At 41.7% G+C, this 24,620-nt stretch carries 20 protein-coding genes; 5 read left to right on the top strand and 15 right to left on the bottom strand.

The features are described from left to right. Positions 1 to 76: 76 nt before the first annotated feature. The 8 genes from FLL46_RS07560 to FLL46_RS07595 all read right to left on the bottom strand — a co-directional run bounded on the left by FLL46_RS07560 (position 77) and on the right by FLL46_RS07595 (position 13,076). Positions 77 to 1,465: a tetratricopeptide repeat protein gene (locus tag FLL46_RS07560; protein ID WP_142892883.1), complete on the bottom strand. Its 1,389-nt coding sequence runs from the start codon at positions 1,463 to 1,465 to the stop codon at positions 77 to 79. 5 nt (positions 1,466 to 1,470) lie between these two features. Next, positions 1,471 to 2,079 carry an energy transducer TonB gene (locus FLL46_RS07565; RefSeq protein ID WP_142892884.1) on the bottom strand — a complete coding sequence of 203 codons (609 nt, stop codon included), beginning with the start codon at positions 2,077 to 2,079 and terminating at the stop codon, positions 1,471 to 1,473. Between the two features lies 1 nt (position 2,080). Then, on the bottom strand, positions 2,081 to 2,491 hold the full coding sequence (locus FLL46_RS07570) for an ExbD/TolR family protein (protein WP_142892885.1): 411 nt from the start codon (positions 2,489 to 2,491) through the stop codon (positions 2,081 to 2,083). A 66-nt stretch (positions 2,492 to 2,557) separates the two neighbouring features. Then, positions 2,558 to 3,079 (bottom strand): MotA/TolQ/ExbB proton channel family protein, encoded by a 522-nt coding sequence (locus tag FLL46_RS07575; RefSeq protein ID WP_246119284.1) that lies wholly within the window; start codon positions 3,077 to 3,079, stop codon positions 2,558 to 2,560. A 2-nt stretch (positions 3,080 to 3,081) separates the two neighbouring features. Next, entirely contained in the window at positions 3,082 to 4,443 is a 1,362-nt protein-coding gene (locus FLL46_RS07580) for a MotA/TolQ/ExbB proton channel family protein (protein ID WP_210418622.1), read from the bottom strand. 27 nt (positions 4,444 to 4,470) lie between these two features. Next, positions 4,471 to 5,241 carry a DUF3450 domain-containing protein gene (locus FLL46_RS07585; protein ID WP_142892886.1) on the bottom strand — a complete coding sequence of 257 codons (771 nt, stop codon included), beginning with the start codon at positions 5,239 to 5,241 and terminating at the stop codon, positions 4,471 to 4,473. Positions 5,242 to 5,968: 727 nt separating this feature from the next. Then, a complete protein-coding gene (locus FLL46_RS07590; protein WP_210418623.1) occupies positions 5,969 to 8,686 on the bottom strand; it encodes a TonB-dependent receptor domain-containing protein in 2,718 nt (905 codons plus the stop codon). A 301-nt stretch (positions 8,687 to 8,987) separates the two neighbouring features. Then, a complete protein-coding gene (locus FLL46_RS07595; RefSeq protein ID WP_142892887.1) occupies positions 8,988 to 13,076 on the bottom strand; it encodes a hypothetical protein in 4,089 nt (1,362 codons plus the stop codon). A 392-nt stretch (positions 13,077 to 13,468) separates the two neighbouring features. Between FLL46_RS07595 and FLL46_RS07600 the strand changes: the two genes are divergently transcribed. Next, a complete protein-coding gene (locus FLL46_RS07600) occupies positions 13,469 to 14,485 on the top strand; it encodes a hypothetical protein (RefSeq protein ID WP_142892888.1) in 1,017 nt (338 codons plus the stop codon). A gap of 165 nt (positions 14,486 to 14,650) precedes the next feature. On the opposite strand, the gene FLL46_RS07605 is transcribed toward FLL46_RS07600, so the two are convergent. Further along, entirely contained in the window at positions 14,651 to 15,592 is a 942-nt protein-coding gene (locus FLL46_RS07605; protein WP_142892889.1) for a Rossmann-fold NAD(P)-binding domain-containing protein, read from the bottom strand. Between the two features lie 76 nt (positions 15,593 to 15,668). Beyond that, positions 15,669 to 16,784 (bottom strand): aminotransferase class I/II-fold pyridoxal phosphate-dependent enzyme, encoded by a 1,116-nt coding sequence (locus FLL46_RS07610; RefSeq protein ID WP_142892890.1) that lies wholly within the window; start codon positions 16,782 to 16,784, stop codon positions 15,669 to 15,671. A 168-nt stretch (positions 16,785 to 16,952) separates the two neighbouring features. On the opposite strand from FLL46_RS07610, the gene FLL46_RS07615 reads away from it, so the two are divergent. Continuing rightward, the gene (locus FLL46_RS07615; protein WP_142892891.1) at positions 16,953 to 17,405 is read left to right on the top strand and encodes an Lrp/AsnC family transcriptional regulator; all 453 of its coding nucleotides are present in this window, start codon (positions 16,953 to 16,955) and stop codon (positions 17,403 to 17,405) included. A 70-nt stretch (positions 17,406 to 17,475) separates the two neighbouring features. Here FLL46_RS07615 and FLL46_RS07620 read toward each other — a convergent pair whose 3' ends face one another. Then, positions 17,476 to 18,165: a phytanoyl-CoA dioxygenase family protein gene (locus tag FLL46_RS07620; protein ID WP_210418624.1), complete on the bottom strand. Its 690-nt coding sequence runs from the start codon at positions 18,163 to 18,165 to the stop codon at positions 17,476 to 17,478. A gap of 176 nt (positions 18,166 to 18,341) precedes the next feature. Between FLL46_RS07620 and FLL46_RS07625 the strand changes: the two genes are divergently transcribed. Next, complete coding sequence (locus FLL46_RS07625) at positions 18,342 to 20,231, top strand: methyl-accepting chemotaxis protein (RefSeq protein ID WP_142892892.1); 1,890 nt, start codon at positions 18,342 to 18,344, stop codon at positions 20,229 to 20,231. A 122-nt stretch (positions 20,232 to 20,353) separates the two neighbouring features. Here the strand turns inward: FLL46_RS07625 and FLL46_RS07630 are convergent, their stop codons facing one another. Next, positions 20,354 to 21,487, bottom strand: a complete 1,134-nt coding sequence (locus FLL46_RS07630) for an aminotransferase class I/II-fold pyridoxal phosphate-dependent enzyme (protein ID WP_142892893.1) — start codon at positions 21,485 to 21,487, stop codon at positions 20,354 to 20,356. A gap of 169 nt (positions 21,488 to 21,656) precedes the next feature. Next, complete coding sequence (locus FLL46_RS07635; protein ID WP_142892894.1) at positions 21,657 to 22,052, bottom strand: hypothetical protein; 396 nt, start codon at positions 22,050 to 22,052, stop codon at positions 21,657 to 21,659. Positions 22,053 to 22,198: 146 nt separating this feature from the next. Between FLL46_RS07635 and FLL46_RS07640 the strand changes: the two genes are divergently transcribed. Continuing rightward, complete coding sequence (locus FLL46_RS07640; RefSeq protein WP_168204086.1) at positions 22,199 to 22,975, top strand: helix-turn-helix domain-containing protein; 777 nt, start codon at positions 22,199 to 22,201, stop codon at positions 22,973 to 22,975. On the opposite strand, the gene FLL46_RS07645 is transcribed toward FLL46_RS07640, so the two are convergent. Both FLL46_RS07645 and FLL46_RS07650 read right to left on the bottom strand, forming a co-directional pair. After that, positions 22,972 to 23,268, bottom strand: coding sequence for a hypothetical protein (locus FLL46_RS07645; RefSeq protein WP_142892896.1), 297 nt, complete (start codon positions 23,266 to 23,268; stop codon positions 22,972 to 22,974). The two genes, FLL46_RS07640 and FLL46_RS07645, sit on opposite strands and share 4 nt — an antisense overlap. 77 nt (positions 23,269 to 23,345) lie before the next feature. After that, the gene (locus FLL46_RS07650; protein ID WP_142892897.1) at positions 23,346 to 23,930 is read right to left on the bottom strand and encodes a DUF4124 domain-containing protein; all 585 of its coding nucleotides are present in this window, start codon (positions 23,928 to 23,930) and stop codon (positions 23,346 to 23,348) included. Positions 23,931 to 24,175: 245 nt separating this feature from the next. Between FLL46_RS07650 and FLL46_RS07655 the strand changes: the two genes are divergently transcribed. Continuing rightward, complete coding sequence (locus FLL46_RS07655) at positions 24,176 to 24,517, top strand: hypothetical protein (RefSeq protein ID WP_142892898.1); 342 nt, start codon at positions 24,176 to 24,178, stop codon at positions 24,515 to 24,517. The last annotated feature ends 103 nt before the right edge of the window (positions 24,518 to 24,620 follow it).

Below are 24,620 nucleotides of genomic sequence, written 5' to 3' on the forward strand. Positions count from 1 at the left end.
TCAATGAGAGCAATTCAAATACAAGTGGTTTCCATCAAAATTAAACCACTTGTATTAATTGATTAAGAAATTTTGCTTAACTTCCACCTAAAGCGACAATTGATTCTTTCAATTGATCCTGTTTTCGTTTTTCAACTTCCACATATCGTAACCACTGAGCAGCCATTTTTTGAACTTTCCGCTCTCGCTTAGCTTGTTCAAAAGCGCTTATCGCCTGTGGTAGTTTTTTGAGGTTAAAATAAGCCATCCCCATGGCAACATCAATATTACCTGGATTATCCAGGCCACCTTTCTTTTTTGCCGCTTTTGCAACTGAAATAACATCCTGCCATCTCTCCAACCCAAGTAAAACCTCTGCCAGGCGAGCGTCCATATTACCGTCTTCACTTAACTCCGCGGCTTTTTTTAATACTGGAACGGCTTTAGCATCTTCCTTGGCGGCAGTCCATGATTGCGCCAAAAACTGTAGAATTGTTACATCGTTTTCTATCACACCTTTCTCTAGTTGCTCGCTCAATAGCTCGGCAGCTTTATAAGGCGCTCCAGAAAAATAGTACAACTGCGCTAGCGATTGAATATCAGCTTTTTTAGTGACATAGCCCTGTTGATATGAGGCTTCCATTACCGCCAATTGTTTGCGGGTTTCGCCGATTTCTCCATACATGTTGGCGAGCTCTACCCAATATTGCGGTTTCGAATAATAACGAACAAGTTTTTCAGAAACGCCGGTGACTTGTTTTGGCTGTTTTAGTTCATAGTGAAGTGCTCGCTTTAACACCAACCAGTTTTCTTTAGGCTGTTTGTTCTTTTTTTCCGAATTGTCTATCGCCAGAGTAATTGCTTGCAGTGCCGACTGATATTTTTTCATCGCGTAGTTTGCGTTAGCTTTAAGTACCAATGCATTACCGCTTAATTCGCCATCTTTCAGTTTTTCCCAACGGCTAAGATAATTTAAAGCTTGTTGGTATTTTTCTGTTTGCATGCTCAACTGCGCCAGACTAAACAGTGTCGATAACTCTAGAGACTCAGGAATATTTTTTTGAGCAACAACCTGTGAAAATGCCGCTATCGCCTGACCAATATTGCTACCATCACTTTTTTCATTACCATAGTGAATAAAGCCTAAAAAATTCCACATCATTGCTTTTTCATAGGAATTCAGTTGTTTTGCTCGCGATTTTAAACGCTCAAGCACAGCAAGCCCTTCTTGAATTTTTCCATCATCAGCGAGCTTTTGGGCGCTCGCCAATTGGCTATAAACTTTTTCACGCATGGCCGGCGTTTTTCGCGTTTTTTTGTTCGATTTTTTTTCTGCAGCCGAAACACTAAACCCGTTTACTGAATGAGCATCAGTGTTCAATAACCCACTATTAAGTAGATTATCGTTCAAAATCAAGCCTGGGCTAAAGATAACCAGGGCAATTATAATCTTTAGAGGATAACGATAATAAATTCTATTGATCATTAGTTTCACCTGTTCATCTTGAATGTAATCTTATTTTGCACGCCGGCAACTTCTGCCGCAGTACCGTCAATAACACGGGGTTTATATTTGAACTTTTTTGCCGCTTCCATGGCTGCCTGATTAAAGATCCCTTCCGGCTTCGCCTCGACCACCTTAGGATTTCGTACGGTACCCAACCGGGTGACTGTAAACTCAACGATTACGTACCCTTCAATGCCCCGTGACAATGCTCTTCGTGGGTAAATGGGCGCGACCTTTACAATCGGCAAGTATTCACCATCACCAGAATCCAGCGCTAAGCCGCCCTCCAGACCTGAATCAACGTCAAGCTTTGCAGAAAACGCTAAGCCGCTATTAGTTGCAGCCATGTTTTCCGCCTGCATTGGTGGCTGCTGAATATCAGGTGGTGGCTCTTCTGGTTTTGGTGGCTTTTTGGGCTTACGCTGTTTTTTCTGAACAGACTCTTCCTTTTTCAGGCGAACAAAATCAAGCACCCGACCTTTTGCCGGTTCGGAAAACACATTTTCTCCACCGACAATTAAAAACCGCATCCCTAAAAAAAGTGCTGCAGTAATCACAAATGCTATCAGCGTTGCATTAATATAACGTGCCATTTTAGATCTCTTGCGCAGCAATTGACACGTCAAACACACCAGCAGCTCTTGCTGCATCCATCACTTTGATCAACACGTCCGTTGTCGCTTTTTGATCGGCTTGAATCACCACAGTTCCCTGGGGATTTTCAGCATGCAATCTTTCGATATTGGCTTGCACTGCTCGCACATCAATGCGTCGCTTATTAATCCAGATTTCGCCTTGATCGCTTATCGCCACCAGAATGTTAGCTCGCTCTTTCTTCACTGCTGTTGCCGCCTCAGGACGATTCACTTCAATACCGGCTTCTTTAACAAAAGAAGCTGTTACGATAAAGAAAATCAGCATAATGAACACCACATCAAGCATGGGCGTCATATTAATTTCAGACTCTTCTTCTTCATCTAATAATTTTGCAAATGGTGCACGCATTGTGCCTTACCTCTAAAATATATTCTTTAAAACAACAACTGATTAAAATAGTAATTGACTAAAAACCTAATGATCTAAAACCAGTTTATCTTCTAGTAGTTCAGTTTCTTTTTTCGCGGTACGTTTCAGCCAGGTTGAAGCAAAAACCCCAGACAGTGCACCAACCATTCCGGCCATTGTGGGTATAGTCGCTTTAGATACGCCAGACGCCATTGAGCGCGCATTTCCACTTCCTGAAATAGCCATAACATCGAAAACTTCAATCATACCGGTCACTGTTCCTAACAACCCAAGCAGCGGGCATAAAGCAACAAATGCCTGAATTGTGGAAAGCGACTGATTGAGAGAAATCCTTGTCCGCGAGATCATAGCCTGTCTGATTTGTTCCGCATTCCAGGATTGACGCTCAGGCCGCTCTTTCCATTGCGTGATCAAATCGCGACGATGTCCTTTGTAAACAAAAAACAAATAGATGATCCGCTCAAGAATCAACACCCACATCAAGAATATTAAGATACCGATGTAGTTAAGGACCTGACCACCGGTTTCCAGGAATTCCTGAATCGATTCAAAAGACTCCGCCAGCACGATTAACTTCCTTGCTCGGCGCGTTCAGCAATAATTCCTGCACTTTGCTCTTGCAGAATGTGCACAATATTTTTGCTACGAGTGTTTAACCAGGTAAACAACATGACTGTTGGAATCGCAACAACCAAGCCTAACACTGTGGTTACCAATGCCTGGGAAATGCCGCCCGCCATTAATTTGGGATCACCTGTTCCAAACAAAGTAATCGCCTGAAAAGTATTGATCATGCCGGTTACCGTTCCTAACAGCCCCAACAAAGGTGCCACGACCGAAATAATTTTGATAAAAGTAATACTTCTTGTGAGCTTCGGCATTTCTTTCAGGATTGCTTCACTCAACTTCAGCTCCAAAGTATCAGACGCAACATTGGCATACTTTTCCTTTACCTGAAGTACACGACCGAGTGGATTATCATTGCTAAGCTGTTCATTCTTTAACTGTCTTTTCACTTTTCGTTCAGTAATAAACAACACAAGATATCTCTCAGCGGCAATCAACAATGCAATAAGCCCGAGCGCCAGAATGACATAACCGACAGTACCGCCCTGTTCGATTCGCTCCTGATTGTTCGGCGCCTGAACCAGCAATCCAAGGATACTACCGCCCGTTGGGTCTAAAGCAAATCCGGTAACACCAGCGCTGCTGTTTTCCAGCTCACTAACTGTCGAAAGAAAACGTTCACTTGGTTGACGAATAAGTTCCGCCATAGATTCTGTTTCACCGATCCATTCCAGGTACTTACCATCACTGATTAGATTGAAACTACCAACACGAATAACTGGCTTATTGACTTTCTGACCATCAGCTAAAGTAACCTTTTGTTCAAATCGACTCACCTTTCCAGATTCTGTCATTTCTCGTTGTAATTCGAACCACACTCGCTCAATTTCTTCAATGGAAGCTAACTCAGACGAAGAGCCCATCTTTTCAGCAAGATTAGTCAAAAACTCACCTCGCCCAGGGTATTCTGCGGAAACAACTGAGGTAGTAAACTTACTATTAGTATCGCCAGCGACTTGTTGCAACACGCCGAATAGTTCTTTTAAAGAACCTAACCGCTTGTTAAGCGCTTCATTCAATCCGCCAATCTTAAATTCGTTTTCTTCAAAACCGGTTTCTAATCTTTCGGAGCGTTTAATTTCATTATCTCTGTCGACAATCGCCTGCTTGAGTAACCGGTCTTGTTGAGTTCTTTGGCTAATAAACTGTTGTTCACGCCGCTTGTTCTCTTGCGACTGCTGATATTGACCTTGCTCCAATTTTTTGAGTAGGTCGTCTAAACTGACCGTTTTTTCTGCAGCACTAATATTAGCTGCGGAAAAAAAACAAAAAACGGTTAAAACTTTTAGTAAACACTTCATCATGATTTTCCCAGACTATTCCTACTTACTCTACTCAGCCGCAGATACCGGCACGATGATCATATCCGGTGCCAATTGCTTTTGTGCCATACGAAGACCCTTTATTGTCTGAGTTCGATACTCTTTGTCTAAAGGTTCCCATTGTTGGTTCTTTTTATTCCAGACGCCCATTAATTGGCGATCACGAGTTTGATAAACTAAAGACACTCGACCAACTCTTAAAAAATTAACTTCTTGCTCATTTCCATCGATATCAGCCATTCCTGTGTATGCTTCAATTGTTCTTCCATAATCAACTTCCACTTGGTAGGCTTCTAATATCCGTCGAAACTTTTCAGACACCGCCACATCAGCTCGCGTCATCATTTCTTTCAGCGACTGAATTCTTTTCTCTCTTTCTTCGGTTAGAAAAGGAACATCTAATGCGACAAAATCTTCCAGCCCTTTAATCATTCTCAACATCAAGGGTGTAATTTGTCTTTCGATAACACTGACGGTATCAATTGAGTCATTCAGACGCTGCATTTCCAGTAATTGGTTTTCTATCTGCTTTTCCATCTGCTGGTTGTAAACTTGCAGACCTTCAAATTCCTTATTTACAGATTTAAACTGTTGAAGTTTGTTATCAATTTGCTCTGCAAGGCGATCAATTTTTTTCTGTGACTTTACAGCAGATTCATTAATCGCTGCGCTTTTATCGACTACCGGCTTTAATGTATTGGCCGATACTTGTTTACCAGTATAAATATGACTAACTAAAATGAACGATGTGGCTATTAGCAAGCCCAACGGTTTTTTCATCGGTTTTCTACCTCAAATCGTTTAAAAGTAACATCCATGTTTAGTTTTGAGTAATTGTTCTATCGGAGACAAGTTACTCAACTCCCAACTAACACTCGTATAAACACGATCTTATTTTGTGAATAGCTTTTAACTTATCGTCATAAAAGTTAAACGCTAGTCGCTTTTTATTTCGTGTTTAAATATTAGTGACTAAAATATGACAACCGATATCATTCAAAACGTCTTATTTTTCAACGTAACCATGTATCTGTCACAATAAAAAAGCGCGCTGTAATAAAGATTTAATACACTTTTACTAGCTAACTTCTGAATGTGAGATTCTAAGACAGAAATATTTCAGCTTTTTGACAGTATCGAAAAATAGTTGGGAGTTAGTCGACTAAAAAATTCTTCAACTAGATCAGTATTCGTCTTGATGTTTGTCTAAAACTTTGGGAGATTTCTCGACTTCGTTAGAGATGACGTGGATTAAACTGTCATCTCGACCAACGTGGAGAGATCTCCCACAGACATTAACTCACCCAATAGTCTTCAAACATTTATTTAAGAGAGTAACTCCAATCAACTCAGCCTTTGCATTGATGATTGTCCAAACTTTTGGGAGATCTCTCGACTTCGCTCGAGATGACAAAACCGGGGGAATAAAAAATTATGAGGTGATACTTTAAAAAAATTAAAAAAAGGGGAACAATGTTCCCCTTAAAAGGCACTACAACAACATAAGTTAGAAGTTCGTGCTAAACAGCAAAGAAATTTCTGTCCCCACTGACTCACGAAGAATATCAACGCTCTCTTGCTCAATAATTTTTTCTTCATCCAACAGGTTTTTAACTTTCACTTTCATGGTGCTATCGAACGTAGGATACCAGGTGTAAACAAAATCTAGTGAATGAAATGCTTTCTCTTCAGCGTCTTCGAATCCGCTCACGCCAGGAACAATAATTCGCGGACCAAAGACGTTGTAAACCAAGGTGGCAGAATGTTCGTTACTTAATGAATCCCAACCGAACTGTAGATTAACAACCCATTCTGAATGCCCAATTAATCGACGAGTATTATTGGTGATAACCGATGTAACACTCTCATTGGTATTCAGTGCCTGCTTCAACTGTTCCTCAAACAGGCATTCTGTTTGCGGATTGGTATCTGAACAAATACTGACTTCTGAATCAGATAGCGTGAAGTTTCCAGACGCAAAGTAATTGGCGTAGTCGTCCCCCAGGAAAGAGAAGTCTTTCAGAAACTCAACTTCAATGCCGTATAACTCACCTTGATCAGCATTTGCTGTTAGTAATTGTGGCGCGCCTTCTGTTGCACTTGGCAACTCGATCATTTCAATTGGCGTTTCGATATCTTTAGCAAAGAACGCTACCGATAAATTTTCGCCGCTTTCGAGGTACCATTCCCAACGCAAATCGAAGTTATCAATGTTGGCGCTTTCTAACGAGGTTGAACCGCGAACCAGAAACTCTGTTAGTGGATCGATATAGAAACTGGTTGATATATCTCTTAGATCAGGACGAATTGCAGTTTGACTATAGTTGAAACGAAATTGCATTTCGCTATCTAAAATATAAGTCGCCGCAATAGATGGATAGTACTCGTCTTCCATAAAAGCAAGATCTGAAAGCGCATCACCCTCCACATCAAAAAACTCTGAGTGAGCCTGAAACGGAATTGACACCTGTCTGAAATCTTCATACCTGACACCACCAGTAAAACGCCAGTGAGTGCCTACTTCGAAATCGGCCATAAAGTAATAGGCATCAACCAATGTCGCCGCTTTATACTTATCGCCACCGCTCGTTTGATCATCCAGACGAACAGTAAAATCAGATTGCGCCAGATTGCCGTCGGAAAATATCTGTGAGTAGTTACCACCCTGTAAATATTGAGAAGGAATAGCGAAAGTCTGGATAGCAATTTCGATATTTTCAGCTTCACGGTCCTTTTCGATGAAATCTGCCCCTGCTTTAAATTCGACACTATAGTTATCAAAATAAAATGGTATTGAGAAATTAATACCATAGTTTTCCGAGTCATCTTTCAAGTCCTGGAAAAGATACTTAGTATCAACATCACTTGCCAATCTTTCAGTGCGTACACCATTTTCGATATTCACCCTGAAAAATGCTTCTAAGCCTCCAGGCGCAAAACGCTCTGCATCACTTTTACTATAATACCAATCTACTCCAAGATTTTTGTAATCGGCGAAATTATGTGAACCTTTCAGTTGATGAGAAAACATTTCTCGCTCTTCGTAGAGAATATCAAGCTGTCGACGCTCGTCATCGGGTTCATTGATAGTGTTGGTTGACTCCAGCAACCGATCTCTCAAGCGATCACGAGTGTCTCTGAGAAAGATGTTGTTGAACTCAAATTTGTGGCTTTCGTTATAGTTAAACCCGATGTTAACCATGCCACTAAATTTGACGTTATGCTCGGTCACAGGGCCGTCGGAAAATTCATTAATTTCGATACCATTCGTTGTCCGAGCGAGATTATTTACATTTCTCTCATTACCAACTTGCCATTTATTTTTATAGGAAAATGAGGCGAGAAAACCCAGTTCAGATTCACTGTCAAAATCAAATTTATCGCCGTAGGTAAAGTTCAATCCAACATTTGGGTCAACTGATTCTTCCTTTCCGTCAATATTGCGATTCAACGATCCTAACAACGCGACAGCTTCTTCGTTTGATATTCGATTGATTCCGTCACCAGCAAAAGCTTGAGCGAAGGCTGCCGGCAGCTCACGCGTACCATCATCCATACCTTTCCAGTCATCTCCGCCACCTTCGTACCAGGGCGAATCACCGGAGTTATCAGAGTTTGTTCCAATCTCGCCGCCGAGTTTTATAATTCGCTCATTTGGAATAGACTTGGTACGAATATTCACATTTCCACCAGCGAAATGTGCCGGGAGATCAGGCGAATAAGCTTTTTGTACGTTCAGACTTTCGATAATAGCCGAGGGAAATAAATCCAGAGGCAATACCGAGCGCGTTGGGTCCGGACTTGGTACCGTCATCGCGTTTAATTGAGTGGCCGAATATCGCTCACCCAATCCACGAATATAAATAAACTTACCATCAACTAAAGTAAGCCCGGTCACACGGCGTAGCGCGGAAGCCGCATCACCGTCACCAGTTCTGGAAATTTGTTCTGAGCCGAGAATATCGGCAACAAAGGCCTGCTCTTTACGCTCATCTAATACTGCTTGAGCACTCCCTTGCAGACGGCTGCCTGTTACTACGACTTCTTCGATGGTCTCGTCTTGCTCAACAGCTTGAGCTTCTTGACTGATTTCCTGGCGTTCTTCGTTTTGAAAATCTTCATTTTCAGCTGCCAATACACCGGATGGTATACTTCCCGCCAACAACGCCATGCACACTGCCGCATGGACTTTATTCAGCAACTGAAACTTACGTTTTATTATCATGACTGACTCCAGTTGTTTATTAACAACTTATGACTTATTAGCTCTCAACAAATGTGCTAACTAACCTTGACGGAGAAATGTAACTAATCAATTTGCAGGTTAGATTAGCGGCTTCCTTTCGCGGCTTAAGCCAACATTGAAATTCAATGCTGAATAACTTTTCGGGCGACGTTTTTACTAACCAGGCCAACAAAAAGCAGATATTCAAAATGAAACGGAGCTAACTATTAATTCGAAAATTTTTCTTAATAAATTTCAATTGACCGATTCAAATGAACCGGCCAATTAAGCGATAACAAAGTTACTCAAGACCAACGGTTACCCAACCAGCAGTCCAATCGTCTCCGGCTTTAACAGCACCAATAAAGTCAGTTGAATCAAACCAACTATCAACGGTGTCCATATCAAGCGCTGCGGCATCAGTAACAGTTTCGAAGCCGGTAATAACATCAGCCATACCAGCGGCAACAGAGTTACCTGTTTGTCCCATAAACCACTCTTCTGTTGTCTGCGTTGCAGTTGCGTTACCTTTGAAGTTCTCGCCGTTTTCACAGGCGACTACTGAGTGAGTCATTACCAGGTTACCGGCTTGTGCATTATCCTGGGCTTCAGTGCCATTAATTTCCAAACACTCCCCCATGCCTGCAGGTCCAGTGATAATAAGATTGTGTAGTGAACCCGCAGTACCGTTTCTTAAAAGAACGCCTTCTGAACCTTCATCGATAGCCGTGCTTCCGATAATGGTAATGTTGGCGACAACCGGATTGGTTAACGGTGTTGATAGAGGGAAGTGCTCGTTGTTATCGAGTTCGAAACCTCGATGAGCTTTAGTGTCATTATGTTTCACCAGTACGTACTGAGCGCGTCCAGTCCAACCGAATGACCAGTCAAAACTGTCGTCGCCATTTCCGGTTAAAACAACGTGACGAACATTAACTGAGCCACCAAAAAACTCAACGCCGTCATCAAGATTTTCATGAACTTGAATGTAATCAACAGTCGTGTTGCTACCAACACCTGCAAAACTAATTCCGTTAAGTTCATCGCCAGAACCTAATGCTTTACCCGCGTACTTAACGACAACGTAACGTAAGGTACCAGAGTTATCTTCCGGGTCATTTCCACCGTATAAACCGGCATCACCTTCTGCGTTAATACTACAGTTGGCTAACTCAGTTTCATCAGCGTCAAAACCTGCATCGGCGGTATCACACAAATTCGAAGGTGCATTGCCCAATAAGACAAGTCCGCCCCATTGACCGATTCCAGTCGCCTGACCGGTCATATCCTGGATTGAGGTCATATTGATTGGCGCTGACGCGCTACCCAGAGCTTCAATCTTTGAGCCTCGGCGAGCAACCAGAAAGTCATCGCCGCTTTCACCAATAAGCGTTGTTCCCGGCTCGATATACAGGGTCGCATTATCAGCTTTATCGTTACCGACTGCGGTACGACCTTTTAAAACCCAATGCTTGTCGCTGGTTAATTTAACATCGGTGGTGAACACAACATCAGTGTTTAGTACATAAACAGGCTTGTCAGTAATCGCTGGGTAGTTAGCAGATTGATCGGTCGCTAAACTTTGCGCATCTGCACTAGTCACCGATGCTGGAATGCCTGTATTTACCGCAACGGTCCAGCCGTCCATCCAGTTAGTATTGCCGTCAAACGCACCGATGTAGTCAGTCGATTTAAACCAGTTGTCATCATAAACGTCTGAAGCATCAACACCAGTTCCTAACAAGGTTGAGCCAGCTCTCGGCGTATAGCCGTCAGCTAACAGATTAAGTGCTTCTACATTGTCTAACGCACTATTACCCGCTTGTGCTAAGAACCAGGTTTCAACTGTTTGAGTGCTGGTTGCATCGCCTTTGAAATTCTCGCCGTTCTCACATGCGATTACCGAGTGAGTCATGATCAGATTACCGGCTTCAGCATTTGCTTGCGCTTCGGTGCCATTCACTTCTAGACATTCACCCATTCCGGCAGGACCAGTCACAACAAAGTTATGCAAACGACCGGCGGTTCCATTTCTTAACAAGACACCTTCAGAACCTTCATCAGTTGCATTACTACCAACGATAGTGACATTCGAAACAATCGGATTAGTTAAGGGAGTTGCTGCAGGAAAATCTTCATTATTGTCCAATTCAAACGCGCGATGAGCAATGTTATCGTTGTGCTGCACATAAACAAACTGTGCTTTACCTGTCCAACCAAACGACCAGTCAAAACTATCATCGCCGTTACCGGTTAAAACAACGTGGCGCACATTTACAGTACCGCCAAAGAACTCAACACCATCGTCCAGGTTTTCGTGAACCTGAATGTAATCAACCATGGTTTCGCTACCAACACCGGCAAAACTAATACCATTTAATTCATTACCAGAACTCAGTTTTTTACCTGCGTGCTTGACCACAACATATTTTAGAGAGCCAGAATTATCAGTTGGGTTATCACCGCCATAAAGACCCGCGTCACCTTCTGCGCTGATACTACAGTTAGCTAGCTCAGTCGCATCTGCATCATCACCCGCATCACCAGTGTCACATAAATTTGAAGGCGCATTACCTAAAAGAACCAGACCGCCCCATTGGCCAATACCGGTTTCCTGACCAGTAACATCCTGGATTGAAGTCATTACAATCGGCGCGCCCTGCGTACCAATCGCTTCAAGTTTTGAACCACGTCGAGCAACCAGGAAGTCATCACCAGTTTCACCGATAATGGTAGTCCCTTGCTGAACATAAAGTGTGGTGTTATCCGCTCGGTCATTACCAACCGCCGTTCGGCCGTTCAGTATCCAGTGTGCATCATTAGTGAAAGTCACATCGGCGGTAAAAGTCGTGTTAGCAGCCAGGCGATAAACCGGCTTGTCAGTAATTTGAGGGAATTCACTAGACACATCCGTTGCCAGACCTTTCTGGAAAGCATTTTGAACATTGGCAGGGAATCCGCCGCGAACGCCAACCGCCCATCCTTCAGTCCAATCGTTGGTACCGTCAAATGCGCCAATGTAGTTAGTAGCATCAAACCAGGCATCAATTGCAGAAGCGTCAGTACCAGCGCCAAGTAACGGTGAACCAGCCAGTGGCTGATAGCCGTTAACATCAAGATTAAGCGCCGAGGAATCAGAGTAAGCACTGTTGCCCGCCTGTCCGAGGAACCAGTTTTCAGTAGTTAATGCCGCGGTGGCGTTACCTTTAAAGTTCTCACCATTGTCGCAAGCAATAACCGAGTGAGTCATGATCAGGTTACCAGCTTCAGCATTTGCCTGAGCTTCGCCGCCATTTACTTCAAGACATTCACCCATGCCCGCCGGGCCGGTAACTAAAACATTGTGTAAGCGGCCGGCGGTTCCATTACGCAACAAAATCCCTTCCGAACCTTCGTCAATAGCAGTACTACCAACAATGGTAATGTTTGAAACCGCTGGATTAGTTAACGGAGTAGCTGCAGGAAAATCTTCATTGTTATCAAGTTCAAAACCACGATGTGCTTTAGCATCATTGTGTTGAACATAAACGTATTGCGCCTTACCAGTCCAACCGAACGACCAGTCAAAACTATCGTCGCCGTTGCCAGTTAATACAACGTGTTTGACATTGACCGTGCCGCCGAAAAATTCAACGCCATCATCCAGGTTTTCGTGAACCTGAATGTAATCAACCGTAGTCGCGTCACCCACGCCAGCAAATGAAATCCCATTCAGTTCATCGCCAGAACCTAGCGCCTTACCGGCCTGTTTAACAATAACGTATCGGAGCGTTCCTGAATTGTCATTTGGATCATCGCCACCATAAAGCCCGGCATCACCTTCAGCATTAACGCTACAGTTGGCTAACTCAGTCGCATCAGCGTCATCACCTGCATCTGCTGTGTCACATAAATTGGATGGTGCATTCCCTAATAACACCAGACCACCCCATTGACCTATTGCAGTAGGTGCATCGGTGATGTCTTCAAAAGATGTCATTAGGATTGGCGCAGACTGAGTGCCCGACGCTTCAATTTTTGAGCCTCGACGAACCACTAAAAAATCATCTCCAGAACGTCCGATAACGGTCGTTCCTGCTTCTATGGTCAAGGTGCTCGAATCTGCTCTGTCATTACCAACAGCCACTCTGCCAGATAAAACCCACAGCGCATTACTGGTAAAAGTCGCATCAGCAGTCAATGTACCAGTCACCTGGCAAACATTGCTAAAACTGCCAATCGCTTCAATTTGCGTCGCAAAGTCTGGACAAGAAAACCCGGAGGGTGGTGGAGGTGGTGGAGGCGTTACCACTTCATCGCCTTCAACAATCTTGATGTCTCCGCCGCCGCAGCCAGCAAGTGATAACAGACCTGCAACTGCACCGACTGAAATCAGCCGCTTAAATTTCATATTTCTCTCCAAAAAAGGATTATTTAATTTTTTTAAATGCCGCAGTAGCGTAGCGAAGAGCCATGTCAGAAAGATTACAAATTGTGACAGTTGGATGACATCTCAGAATGACATGATTGGTGTTGATCGGACTTTCATGAAGAAAAACTTCACCAGAGATAATCGAATAGTGAATGACGAACTTTCACTTTTGTTATTTAAAATAACTGGTCGCTAATCTATTTTTATTTTAAAAAAAATTTTCAAATTCGCCTGTTATTTGGAACATATGACACTTAGTTGACAGAAATTTTCAATAATATTGAATCCTGAAATACGGGTTATTATTCAGCTTATATTCAAACACTGCGTCCATAATGACGCCATCAAAATAAATAATGAACGAGAATCTAATGTTACGTCCAATATTGTTGTTAGTCTTAATCGCATTTTCAAATCAACTAGTGGCGAAAGTTGAGAAGTTGAGCTTGAATGCCTATCCATCTACCTATCTCGAAGACTGCGAAGGCATCGCTTACATCTACAAAGCAAATAATCAATTACATTTAGGAATTCGCGCCGTAAGAAATTGCAAAAAAATCGAAATAGATGGCAACGTGCAAAACATGGAGAGATACCATCTTGGCTATCGTTTTGAAACGGTCGTTCCTGCGCTAGCGCGCACCGAAATCATTGTTCGCTCAAAATACGATGACTATCACGATCGATTTGTTGTCCTTAACAGAAACCGTGGTGGCTCAGGTCATAATCCACCACATAACCAATCACTAGAAGTGTTGAAACTGTGCGGCAATGGATTCCGCAACACATCAATGAAAACTTATTGCCATGACCTTTTGCAAACCAGCAATTACAACGTACGAGGTATTGTCGAAGTTTGTGCAAAGAAACGACACATCAGCTCACAGAAAAACTGCCTTCAAGAAGCGGTAAAATTTGAATATGAACCGGTGAATGTCATGCTTGAATGTGAAAAATATTCGAACCATTCGAGCGTTGTGAAAAGTTGCTACGATGTCAGCCGCAAATATAACCGCCCGCCTTTAAAAGTTCTGAGTGAATGTCGAACCATGTACAGCAGAAGCTCACAGCAATTGAATTGTGTTGAACGCTTTGTGAACGAGAAAAAGCCAGCGCGCTCACTTGGCTTGTTAAAGGCGTGTAAAGATGAATTTTCCAGGGATTCCCTTGCGCAAAACTGTTACGACAAGATATCAAAAGTTAAATTAAGCAAAAAGAAAACCCTGTCAGCCTGCTCCAATCAATTTAACCGAACCAGCCAAAGGTTTGAGTGTCTTGACCTGGCCGCCCGCCTTAACTCAGACCCGGCAGCGATTATTACTGAGTGTGGTAAACATTCTTCCAGAGATAGCGAATCACTAAAATGTATTAAAGGTTTTGCTCATTAACAGTCGTTATGTTTTTCAAAGCGGTGTTTTCAAATTTACCGGCACCGCATTTATCACTTATCCAAACAGAAGTTAACTCGCTCAACCTGTGATTGCTATACGTGGCGTCTGAAATCCATTTCTTCTCTAAGAATCCTGATTACTATTTTTAGCATAAACTCATGGTTACTTTTTCTCAGAGGCTAAATAAACAGCCTCTGCGATTTTAATATCTTGTACCGCCACTCCGGTTAAATCGGCAATGGTTATTTGTTGCTCATCAGCCCTTCCCTGACCTGCGGCAATAACATTACCCAGTTCAACAACTTTTTCTCCTTGAATACTGCCAGCTTTCAGCGCCTGATAAATTTCCCCCCTTTGCTGACATTGACTGATACTATCAGCGACGACTAAATTCGCTCTGGCAAGAATATCGCTGGCTAGTTCCTGTTTTTCCGGGGTGTCAGAGCCAACGGCGGTGATATGTGTTCCTTGTCGTACTTGAGACACATTAATAAGCGGTGTGGTTGAAGGGGTAGTAGTGACAATAAAATTAGCCGATTGGGCTAATTCATCGATAGAATCAGCAATACTTACTTCAAAACCTTCTCTTTGCATATCTTGTTGATAGTCACCAGTTTTCTCTGCGCTTCTACCCCACACAATGAGTTGTCGACAAGTAGTCACCTTTTTCAAATACAATGCCTGTAACCTGGCCTGAATGCCGGTTCCTACAATTCCGATAGCAGTAATATTCGCAGGCGCTAAGTGTTTAGCCGCAATTGCACCGGCGATTGCAGTGCGAATATCGGTCAAAAATCCTTCATCCAGCAAAGCACAGGCTAATTGCCCGGTTTGCTGGCTGAACAACAACATCAATCCGTTACTGGATGGTAAACCGAGCGCATCGTTCTGGTAAAAACCTGAGGCCACTTTGACTACGTAATATTCATCGGCACGAATACAACCATACTTAATATGCACTTCGCCCTTTTCCATCAAGAGCTCTCCGACCGGCGGAACTGTGGCGAGCCCCTTTGAATATTGAACAAAACCTTCTTCAATTTTAGGGATTGGGTCGAGTGAACTCAGTATTTTTTCAATTTCCGTTCGATGCAGTATTTTCATAATGTTATTTCACATTTTAAGATTTCTACCGATAGATTTGGCGTCAATTAACGATTTGCAGTTTTACTAACTGCCGCTAAATATATTTTCCTCTCACATAATCTGCAATGCGTTTTAATCCGATCTTCAGATGTTCAGCGGGCGCACCAATGCCAACCCGAAAATAACCGTCCATACCGTAAACGTCACCCGGTAATAAGAAGACACTCAGCTCATTTCTAAATTCGTGTACCAACTCGGTAGAATTGATTTCTAACTCGTATTTAATGAATGCCATACCACCGGCTTTGGGCGGAACAAAGGATACCCAGTCGCTATTTTCATCCACCCAGCTTTGCATAATATTTAAATTATCAATCAACAAATCTTTACTTCGTTGCAAAACTTTTTGTCTAAATTCCGGCTGCAATACAATATTTGCAACAAACTCACTCACTGCCCCTGTTGTTATGCTAGTGTAATCTTTGCTTTGCCAGGTCGCGTATATTTCTTCGGTTGGACCAACTAACCATCCTAAACGTAATCCCGGCATCGCCATGGCTTTTGATAGACCACAAGTCACAATCGCTTTGTCATACAAATCTGCGAAACTCGGCAACTCAACACCATCAAACTCAGCGCCTTTGTAAACTTCATCAGCATGTAGATAAATATCGTGCTTTTTCGCAAAATTGACTAAACGCTCAATTTGCGCCACAGGTAATGTTGAACCAGTCGGGTTATTCGGGTGACAAATGGTGAGCATTTTGGTGTTATCGTTGATAACCTCTTCCAACCGATCTAAATCTGGCAACCAACCATTTTCCTGAATGAGCGGCACTTCTTTTACTTTAATACCCAAACCCTTCGCCCAACCAGCAATTTGCATGTAGTTTGGCACTACGACGATTAACTCATCGCCCGGGTTGAGCAAACTCATCACCATAATAAAGTTAGCTTCGGCCGAGCCGTTAGTCACCATCACATTATCAATAGTGCGATTTTGATAAAGATCCGCAATAGTTTGCCTTAATTCAGTATGACCATTGGTCCAGCCATAACCTAGCTCTATATCCAGTAACTCCTTACACTGTTTCTCAGATAGCAATTCAGACAGTCGATAAGGGTGTACGCCGCTATCTGACAAATTAAATTCCACGACGTTTTCATATAAAGATTGAATTCGCTCCAGGGTAAACTCTTCTATTTTCATGATATCTGCCTTTGCTCTGTGCTTGAACTGTTGAACTTTGCCTTGTTTGATGCCGCTTTCTATTTTATAAATAGACGAAAACAAAGCGAATGGGCAAACTATCGAATTTCGAAGGTTTTTCTTTCGTTTCGAAAGTCTCAGGCAAATAAATCTCAGGATATAAACTTTATGGATACGATTAGCTGGAAAATCATAGAAATCCTGCAGCAAAATGCTCGGATCTCCTTTGCCGATCTCGGCAAGGCGGTCCACCTGTCCGCACCGGCGGTTGCTGAAAGAGTCAAGAAACTCGAAGAAGCAGGTGTTATTACCGGCTATCGGGCGAATATTGACCTCGAAAAAGTGGGTTATCCCATTAATGCAATGGTTCAAGTTCGAGTGTTTATCGGAAAAGAGGCCGAGTTTGTTAAGTTCACTAAAACTCGCCAGGAAGTTTTGAAATGTTATAACGTCACAGGAGAAAAAGCTTATATGCTTAAAGTCGCGGTCCAATCCATGTCGCAACTTGATGCAATGCTGGAAGATTTTTCTACCCTGTCAGAAACTAACTCAATGATAATTTTGTCCACTCCCATCGATGCTTCCATAATCAAAGGAAAAGAAAAAAGTCTAAAAATTTGAGCGCTTAGTTGGTTATCTGATTTATCAATTTACTCGCCGATCAATATTCAACGCAGTTTCACTCGATAGATTATGCCCAGGAAATGCCCCGCGGTAATTGGTAGCTACTGTACTCCACATGAATAACACGCCTGGAATTCAAACTCGATTGATGATAACTCCCCTTAGCTGACGAGTGAATAAGGTGCGGCCTCATGACTAAAACTGAGCCGCTATTCATCTCGCATTCCAGGTAATCATTTTCCAATACATACTGATTTATTTGTTCCGATTGCAGTAATCCATGTTGATGGCTTCCCGGAATAACCCGCAAACATCCATTGTCTTTGGTTGCTGGATCAATATGGAGCCGAAACGTCACCATGTTATTCAACACGGCTAAGGGAGGCTGAACATGATAAATCCCTTCTTTTTTACTCCACCCTCTCCAACCTTCAAGTTCAACTTTATTAGATAAGGCTATTGTTTTATCCTGATGCCAGCTAACCGACCAATTATTGTGCCGGGACTTATCAAACAAGATGACTCGAACAAGGCATGGATTTCCAACTAAATACTTTGCTGCCTGATCTAACAATTTTGCAGAATTGACCAGGCGCTTTATTGAAGGAAATTTTTTGTCTGCATTTCTAAAACCACCTCTATTTTTTCCCAAAATTGATGTTGCTAAGTCCGTCGAAACAGAGCTTAATTCGCTTTCATCAACGAAAGAATCTAATATTTCAAAACCACTAGATTCAAACTTACCGACAACAGTCACCTGATTTAAGCCTCTTTATATTGATAATGACTACAACCAAAACCACAAGATAACATGCTCCTGTCTAACAGGGTATTAGCAAGCCCATGGTAAAACGAGCATTCATAATGAAGTTGATTAAATTCATACAGTTACTATCCTTAAATGGGAACATATCAATTTTCGGGTAGAATTAGGTGAAGAATCTTCAGTTTAGTCATAAGTTAATTATCCTCTCTTCCACCATTTTGGTGTTGGCACTTGGTGCCTCTGCAATCAATAATTATCTGATTCTAAAATCCAAAACAGAAAGCGATCTAAAAGCGTCCATTCAGGAGATCTCTTCTTCAATTTCAGCCAATATTTCCGATTGGCTCAACAGAAAGTCAGACATTGTACTCTCCATGGCGATCTCTGCGGAGACGCACACGGATCGAAATTCTCTGGTTAAAATTCTCAAACAATCCGATAGAACTGGCTCTTTTAAAAATACATTTGTCGGATTAGCCAGCAGCAAAGAGATGATCATTGACGACCAAACCATTGTTCTACCTGATGGCTATGATCCAACTGGGCGCCCTTGGTACACCCTGGCAAAAGCCCCCGGCAAAGCGAGCTTTACCGAACCCTACTATGATGCCAATGAGCATTACCTGGTCATCTCTATTTCCACGCCGGTTGTCCAAAATGGTCAACATATAGGCGTTGCTGGAGCCGACATACAACTGACCGATATCGTTAACATTGTGAATAAAGTCGATTACCTTGGGCTAGGTTACGCATTTCTAGTAACCAGTGAAGGAAAAATTCTTAGTCACCCGCAAAAAGATCTCGCGAATAAAAATCTCACTGATATTTTTTCGACAAGGCCTGCACTATCCCCCCAATTAACCGAATATAAAATTGATAACAATGATCAATTAGTTTCCTTTCACAAAATTGAGGGAGTCGAATCAGTTGACTGGTATCTGGGGGTTATTTTAGATAGAGAACAAGCTTATGCTTCGTTGGAGGAATTAAAATATCAAGCGCTTATTTATGGATTGATTGCAGTTATTGCCACAATTGCATTAATGGGGCTTGCCCTGAATATACTGATGAAACCCATCCGCCACTTGAGTGATGCGATGAAAGATATCGCGAAAGGAAGAGGCGACCTTACCCAAAGATTAGAAGTGGAGACTCACGATGAAATTGGTCAACTTTCCAGTGACTTTAACGAGTTTATGGAGAAAATGCACGAGTCGATTAAAAACGTCAATACTTCCACCATGCAATTAAATCAAAATATTTCTCAAGTTCGTGAAGTTATTGAATCGTCTCAATCACTATTCGATAACCAAAATAATCGCACTAATAACGTCGCCATGGCAATTCACCAGCTTAACGATTCTTCAAACGAAATCTCTAGCAACGCGCAGCAAGCCTCTCGTTTAACCAGTGATGCTCACCAAGTATCGGACGACAGCAGAGAGTTTCTTAATTCGAATATTAACAATATTCAAATGCTGTCAAAAAATGTTTCAGAGTCTGGCGAACACATTCAGGAATTGGGTAGCCACACCGAAAATATCGGTAATATTCTAGAAGTGATTAAAAGTATTAGCGATCAAACAAATTTGTTAGCACTAAATGCTGCGATTGAAGCTGCCAGAGCTGGTGAACAAGGACGAGGTTTCGCCGTTGTTGCTGACGAAGTCAGACAACTGGCTCACAGAGCAGCAGATTCAACCAACGAAATTCAGGAAATGATCCAAAACCTTCAGCAAGTAGTTTCATCCGTTGGAAAATCAATGCAAGAAAGTACCAGTCAGAGTAATGTTTGCGTTTCGACGGCCAATCAGGCAGGAGAAAAAATGAAAACCATTATGGATGCTATCAACGACATCGACGATGAAAATCAATCGGTTGCCTCATCAACAGAAGAACAAAGCCGCGTTATTGAAGGTATCAACAATGAAATTGCTGAACTAACTTCTCTCACTCAGCGAGGTGATGATAATCTGGATCAAATCACTCGAGAGTGTGATTTATTACAAAAGCAGTTTGATGACCTTAACAATCTGGTGGGTCGATTTAAACTTTAGATCTTGGTTTATACTCTAGAACTTGGTTTAAACTCCAGATCTTGGTTTAAACTCCAGATCTTGGTTCAAATTCTATAGCATAGGCAATACTAATCTATAAACCCTAATCACATTTAACAATTTTAAAATTCACCATGATTATCTGCAAGAAAACGGCGAAACTGAGATAAACCTTCTTTTATTTTACTCCGCCCAAATCCGATGCGAAATCGATCAATGGGCGCATCAAGAAGTTCAGATTGGTAAATAGACGCAGGTAAAAGTAATACACCATATTCATTAACAAGCTTATGGCAAAAACTCTCAACCGTTCCGCGACCAATATATTTCGGATAAGCAATACACCCGCCATCAGGTGCAGCCCACTCGAACAAACTAGGATAGTCGGCAAAAAACTTTTCGAGTTCGCTGAGATTTTCACGCAATAGTGAACGATTTCGCGCTAATATTCTTTCTCGATTATTCAACACAATCAATGCCAGCCGTTCACTTGGCGCAGAGTTACAAATAGACAGATAATGTTTGAAGCGTTCCAGTCGAAGCAACAATGCTTTATCTTGAGTTGCGATCCAGCCAATTCGTAAACCAGGAAATCCATAAGCTTTAGAAACGACGTTTAGCGAAATACCTTTTTCATAAATATCTGCAATTTGTGGCATTCGCTTAGCTTCATCTAACTCTAACAGCCGATAAACTTCGTCACTGAATAAGTAAATGTTATTTTTTCGGCAGAGAGAAATTAGTTCGTTAAGGTCGCTACTACTCATGGTCGCGCCAGTAGGATTGTTTGGCACATTAATTGAGATTAACTTAGTGTTCGGTCGAATGGCCTCAGCGAGGCACTCAAGATCAAGGCGCCAATTTTTCTCTGGTTGTAGCGCAACTCCTGTTACTTCACAAATTTCCAGAGGCAAAGTTTCTGCGGCCTGATAATTGGGCACCACGACAATAGCATGATCATTTTTATCGAGTAAAACCCGCATTGCCGCGTAAATTCCTTCTTCCGCGCCGGCAAAACAAAGAATATTTTCAGCCGATAAAGTGTCATAAGTTTCCGCTATTGTGTTTCTTAAATCTGGTGCCCCCCAGGTCTCAGTGTAACCCAACCATAAGTTTTCAAAATCATGACGCTCTTGATCGGAAGCTAAATTCAGTAACTCTTTAAGAGACATACTTTCTACGTCCGATGCAGTCATATGATACTTAGCTTTAAATTCCCACTGAGAGAAAAATACCTCCAGTTCAAAATTACGCATGTCTCTTTTCCTTATTCGATTATTTCGTTTGATTTGAGTTCGCTAGCGAAATTCTAACTTAGTATAACCTGAAAATGGGGCTTCATAATAATTTGTAAGCCCCATAGAAATTCTCGATTTATTTTGAACAAATCAGAAATAATCTTTTGCAACGCTGAGGCAGCTGCCCTCAACGCTCACCCGCTTCAAGTTGGAGTAATTTGATATAACGATTTTGCAATTCAGCAAATACAGCAACAATAACCGCAACGACAGTAATTATTGCCAAACCAGCGGTACTAAACCACTCGCTTCCCAAAAACATCAGAATGACAGACCCTACAACCCAGCTTCTATCCATGAACACAATTTCAGAAGCCAGCCGTGCGTTTTCCGGTTGTCGGCTCACCCAGAGTACGAAACCACCAAAAATAATTAGACTAACTCCCAAAATAAGCAGGTATTGTGGATCAAATCCCCCCATATACTCGGCAATAATATCTGAGAATAATAAAAGGTCGACACTACAAAGTATCGAAAACATTGCATTGGCCACTAAAACTCGATTTAACTTAACATTGCTCATGATCTTTCTCCGTTGTATTGGCTGACTAACCTTTACCCAAATTTTGACAGGCTCCGTCATTATCGCCATTACCTCAGAGGTAATGTTGAGGTTACGCTAACGATGTAATAATCTATCCAAACTACTTTGAAAAGATGGAATCCCACATGAGTCATTTTGGCGAACTCATTAAAGACTGGCGCAAGAACCGAGGATTTAGTCAAATGGAACTCGCGTTCGAATCTAATATTTCGAGTAAACATATTAGCTTTTTAGAGACTGGTCGCTCACAGCCCAGCAGGGAAATGATAATTCGGCTTTCTAACTCTCTTAATATTCCGCTGAACGAACGTAATATTTTATTTTCAGCGGCGGGTTTTGCTGAGGCTTATCAACGCTCAGATATCAATCAACCAGAAATGAAGGCAGTACGAGATGCCTTGTCGATTATGCTCAACAATCACCTTCCTTATCCGGCAGTCGTATTTGATTGGGACTGGAACATCATGATGGAAAACCAGTCGTATCAACAAATCACCCAGTTTCTACGGGAGCAACAACCTGACTTTCCTGATACGACAAATATTCTCGAAATACTCTTCGACTACAATGGCGCACGTCCCTTCATTGAAAACTGGGATGAAGTGGCATCCTTTATTTTACAAAGATTACATCGTGAAAAAATTATGTTTCAGGATCGACGCTCAGATCGATTAGAAAAACTACTCGAATATCCAGATATTCCAAAAAGTTGGCAAACGATTTCTTTTGTCGAGCAGTCCAGGCCGATGGTTAATGTGATAATTAACCTGGGTCAACTAAAACTCAACTTATTTTCAACCTTGGCGACTTTCGGCACCGCAATCGATATCACGATGGAAGAGTTGATGATTGAGCAGTACTTTCCTTTAGATGAGGTTACAAAGAATTTTTTCTTAAGTTAAAAGGCGTTGTTTTTATACATTAAGTACAAACCCATGATCAGGTTTGCACCAGCGGCGATTGAGAATTTTTTTACAAATAGCATCTTAAATAACATTGGGATCACGCCATTCGATTGAAACTTCAATACGTTTACCATCGGTCCTGCCAACTCGAATATTAGAATTACAAATAGAACTATAGAAATAGTCATAGGAATGGTTAAATATTTTTTTCCAAGATCAGCGCTTAGCCGCTTACCATGATGGTAAGTTAAGTAAATTGCTAGTGACTCCATAGCCAGCGGTATGATCATCTTAATACCTTAGTTAGCATTAGCTTTTTAGAAATAAAATTATCAAACATTGTTCATGATATCTCAAAAACATAATATCAAAGCTCCAACTTGACATACATTTTATCGATCAACGAAACACCATTTTTAATAACCACAGTTAGCTGTTCCGTCGCACGGGTAGACATAATAACATTACTATCCATCTCCAATGATTCCACCACGGTAGCTGTGACATAAGCACTTTTTTTATCCTCAGACAAAGTAATCACAACATCTTCCATCTTCGCTGAAATATTGCCTGGAACCGACCAGCCAAGGACAAGAGTCTCCTTATATTTCGATACGCTCATTTTTTGCTTGCCGCCTAAATTCGCCGGTAAATCTAAGGTAATATCTGCGTCAGGTGTAAAGTATGAGATCAAGCGGTTGGCATTGCGAGCTTTCGATGCCGCTTCGAGATTACGCAGTAACCTTTCAACAATTCGCTTGTTTAAGAATTCGATATTCGATTCATGCCCTTTGGATACTTCACTTTTAACAGACTGAGTTTCTCCCTTACAAGGTTTATCGGAATAGGCTATTTTTCCACTTGGACTTTTACATTTATAGATAGTCGCTAAAGTCTTGGTCGAAAATATCGTTAATGACATTACAGCTATTAATAAGTAAATGACTTTCATTTCGTTTTCTCAAAATTAACAGAAGGCAAAGACGAAGAAAGTTTACCAACAATCACTCCAATTAAAAAGCAATGCATCGTGAATTGAAATGTCGTAATTCATATAAATTCAGAAAAAATCAACATAAATCACGTTCGCTCATAAAACATCATACTTCGCTTCACTCCAGTTATTGTTTGCAAGTGAACGAGTAATTATTCTCTTAGGACTTAATCACTATCGTTAAATAATAAAAGGAAATTGCTATGAACAAATTAATGTTGAATGCTTTACTTATAGTTGCAATATTAGCTTCGTCTCCACTCTCGGTATACGCTACCGAAGCAGCACACTCAGATTACGCCAATAATCGATTCTATCAAGGAACGGATATTCATATTGATTTTGAGTCAGTAGCAACAATTTGGGTACATCCTTCTAACAACACAACCATTGTTATTTACTATAAAGGGGGTAATCAATATGATAGCGAAAAAGATAGAAATATTAGAGGTGCTGAAGCTGTAGCTATCGTTAGTCAATTCAAATTGTTTATGAATGCAAAAAAGGCGCACATCACAACACATGGCGGCATTAATAATCTGTAATACTTGATCAGTACTCATTTCAAATTGGTATTTGGGATCAAACAGCGCTCCCAAATACCAACTCAGGCTATTTTCTACTTCGACGCAATCCGACGAGTAATGA

The organism is Aliikangiella coralliicola (genome assembly GCF_007004725.1).
In the GTDB taxonomy this organism is placed as follows: domain Bacteria; phylum Pseudomonadota; class Gammaproteobacteria; order Enterobacterales; family Kangiellaceae; genus Aliikangiella; species Aliikangiella coralliicola.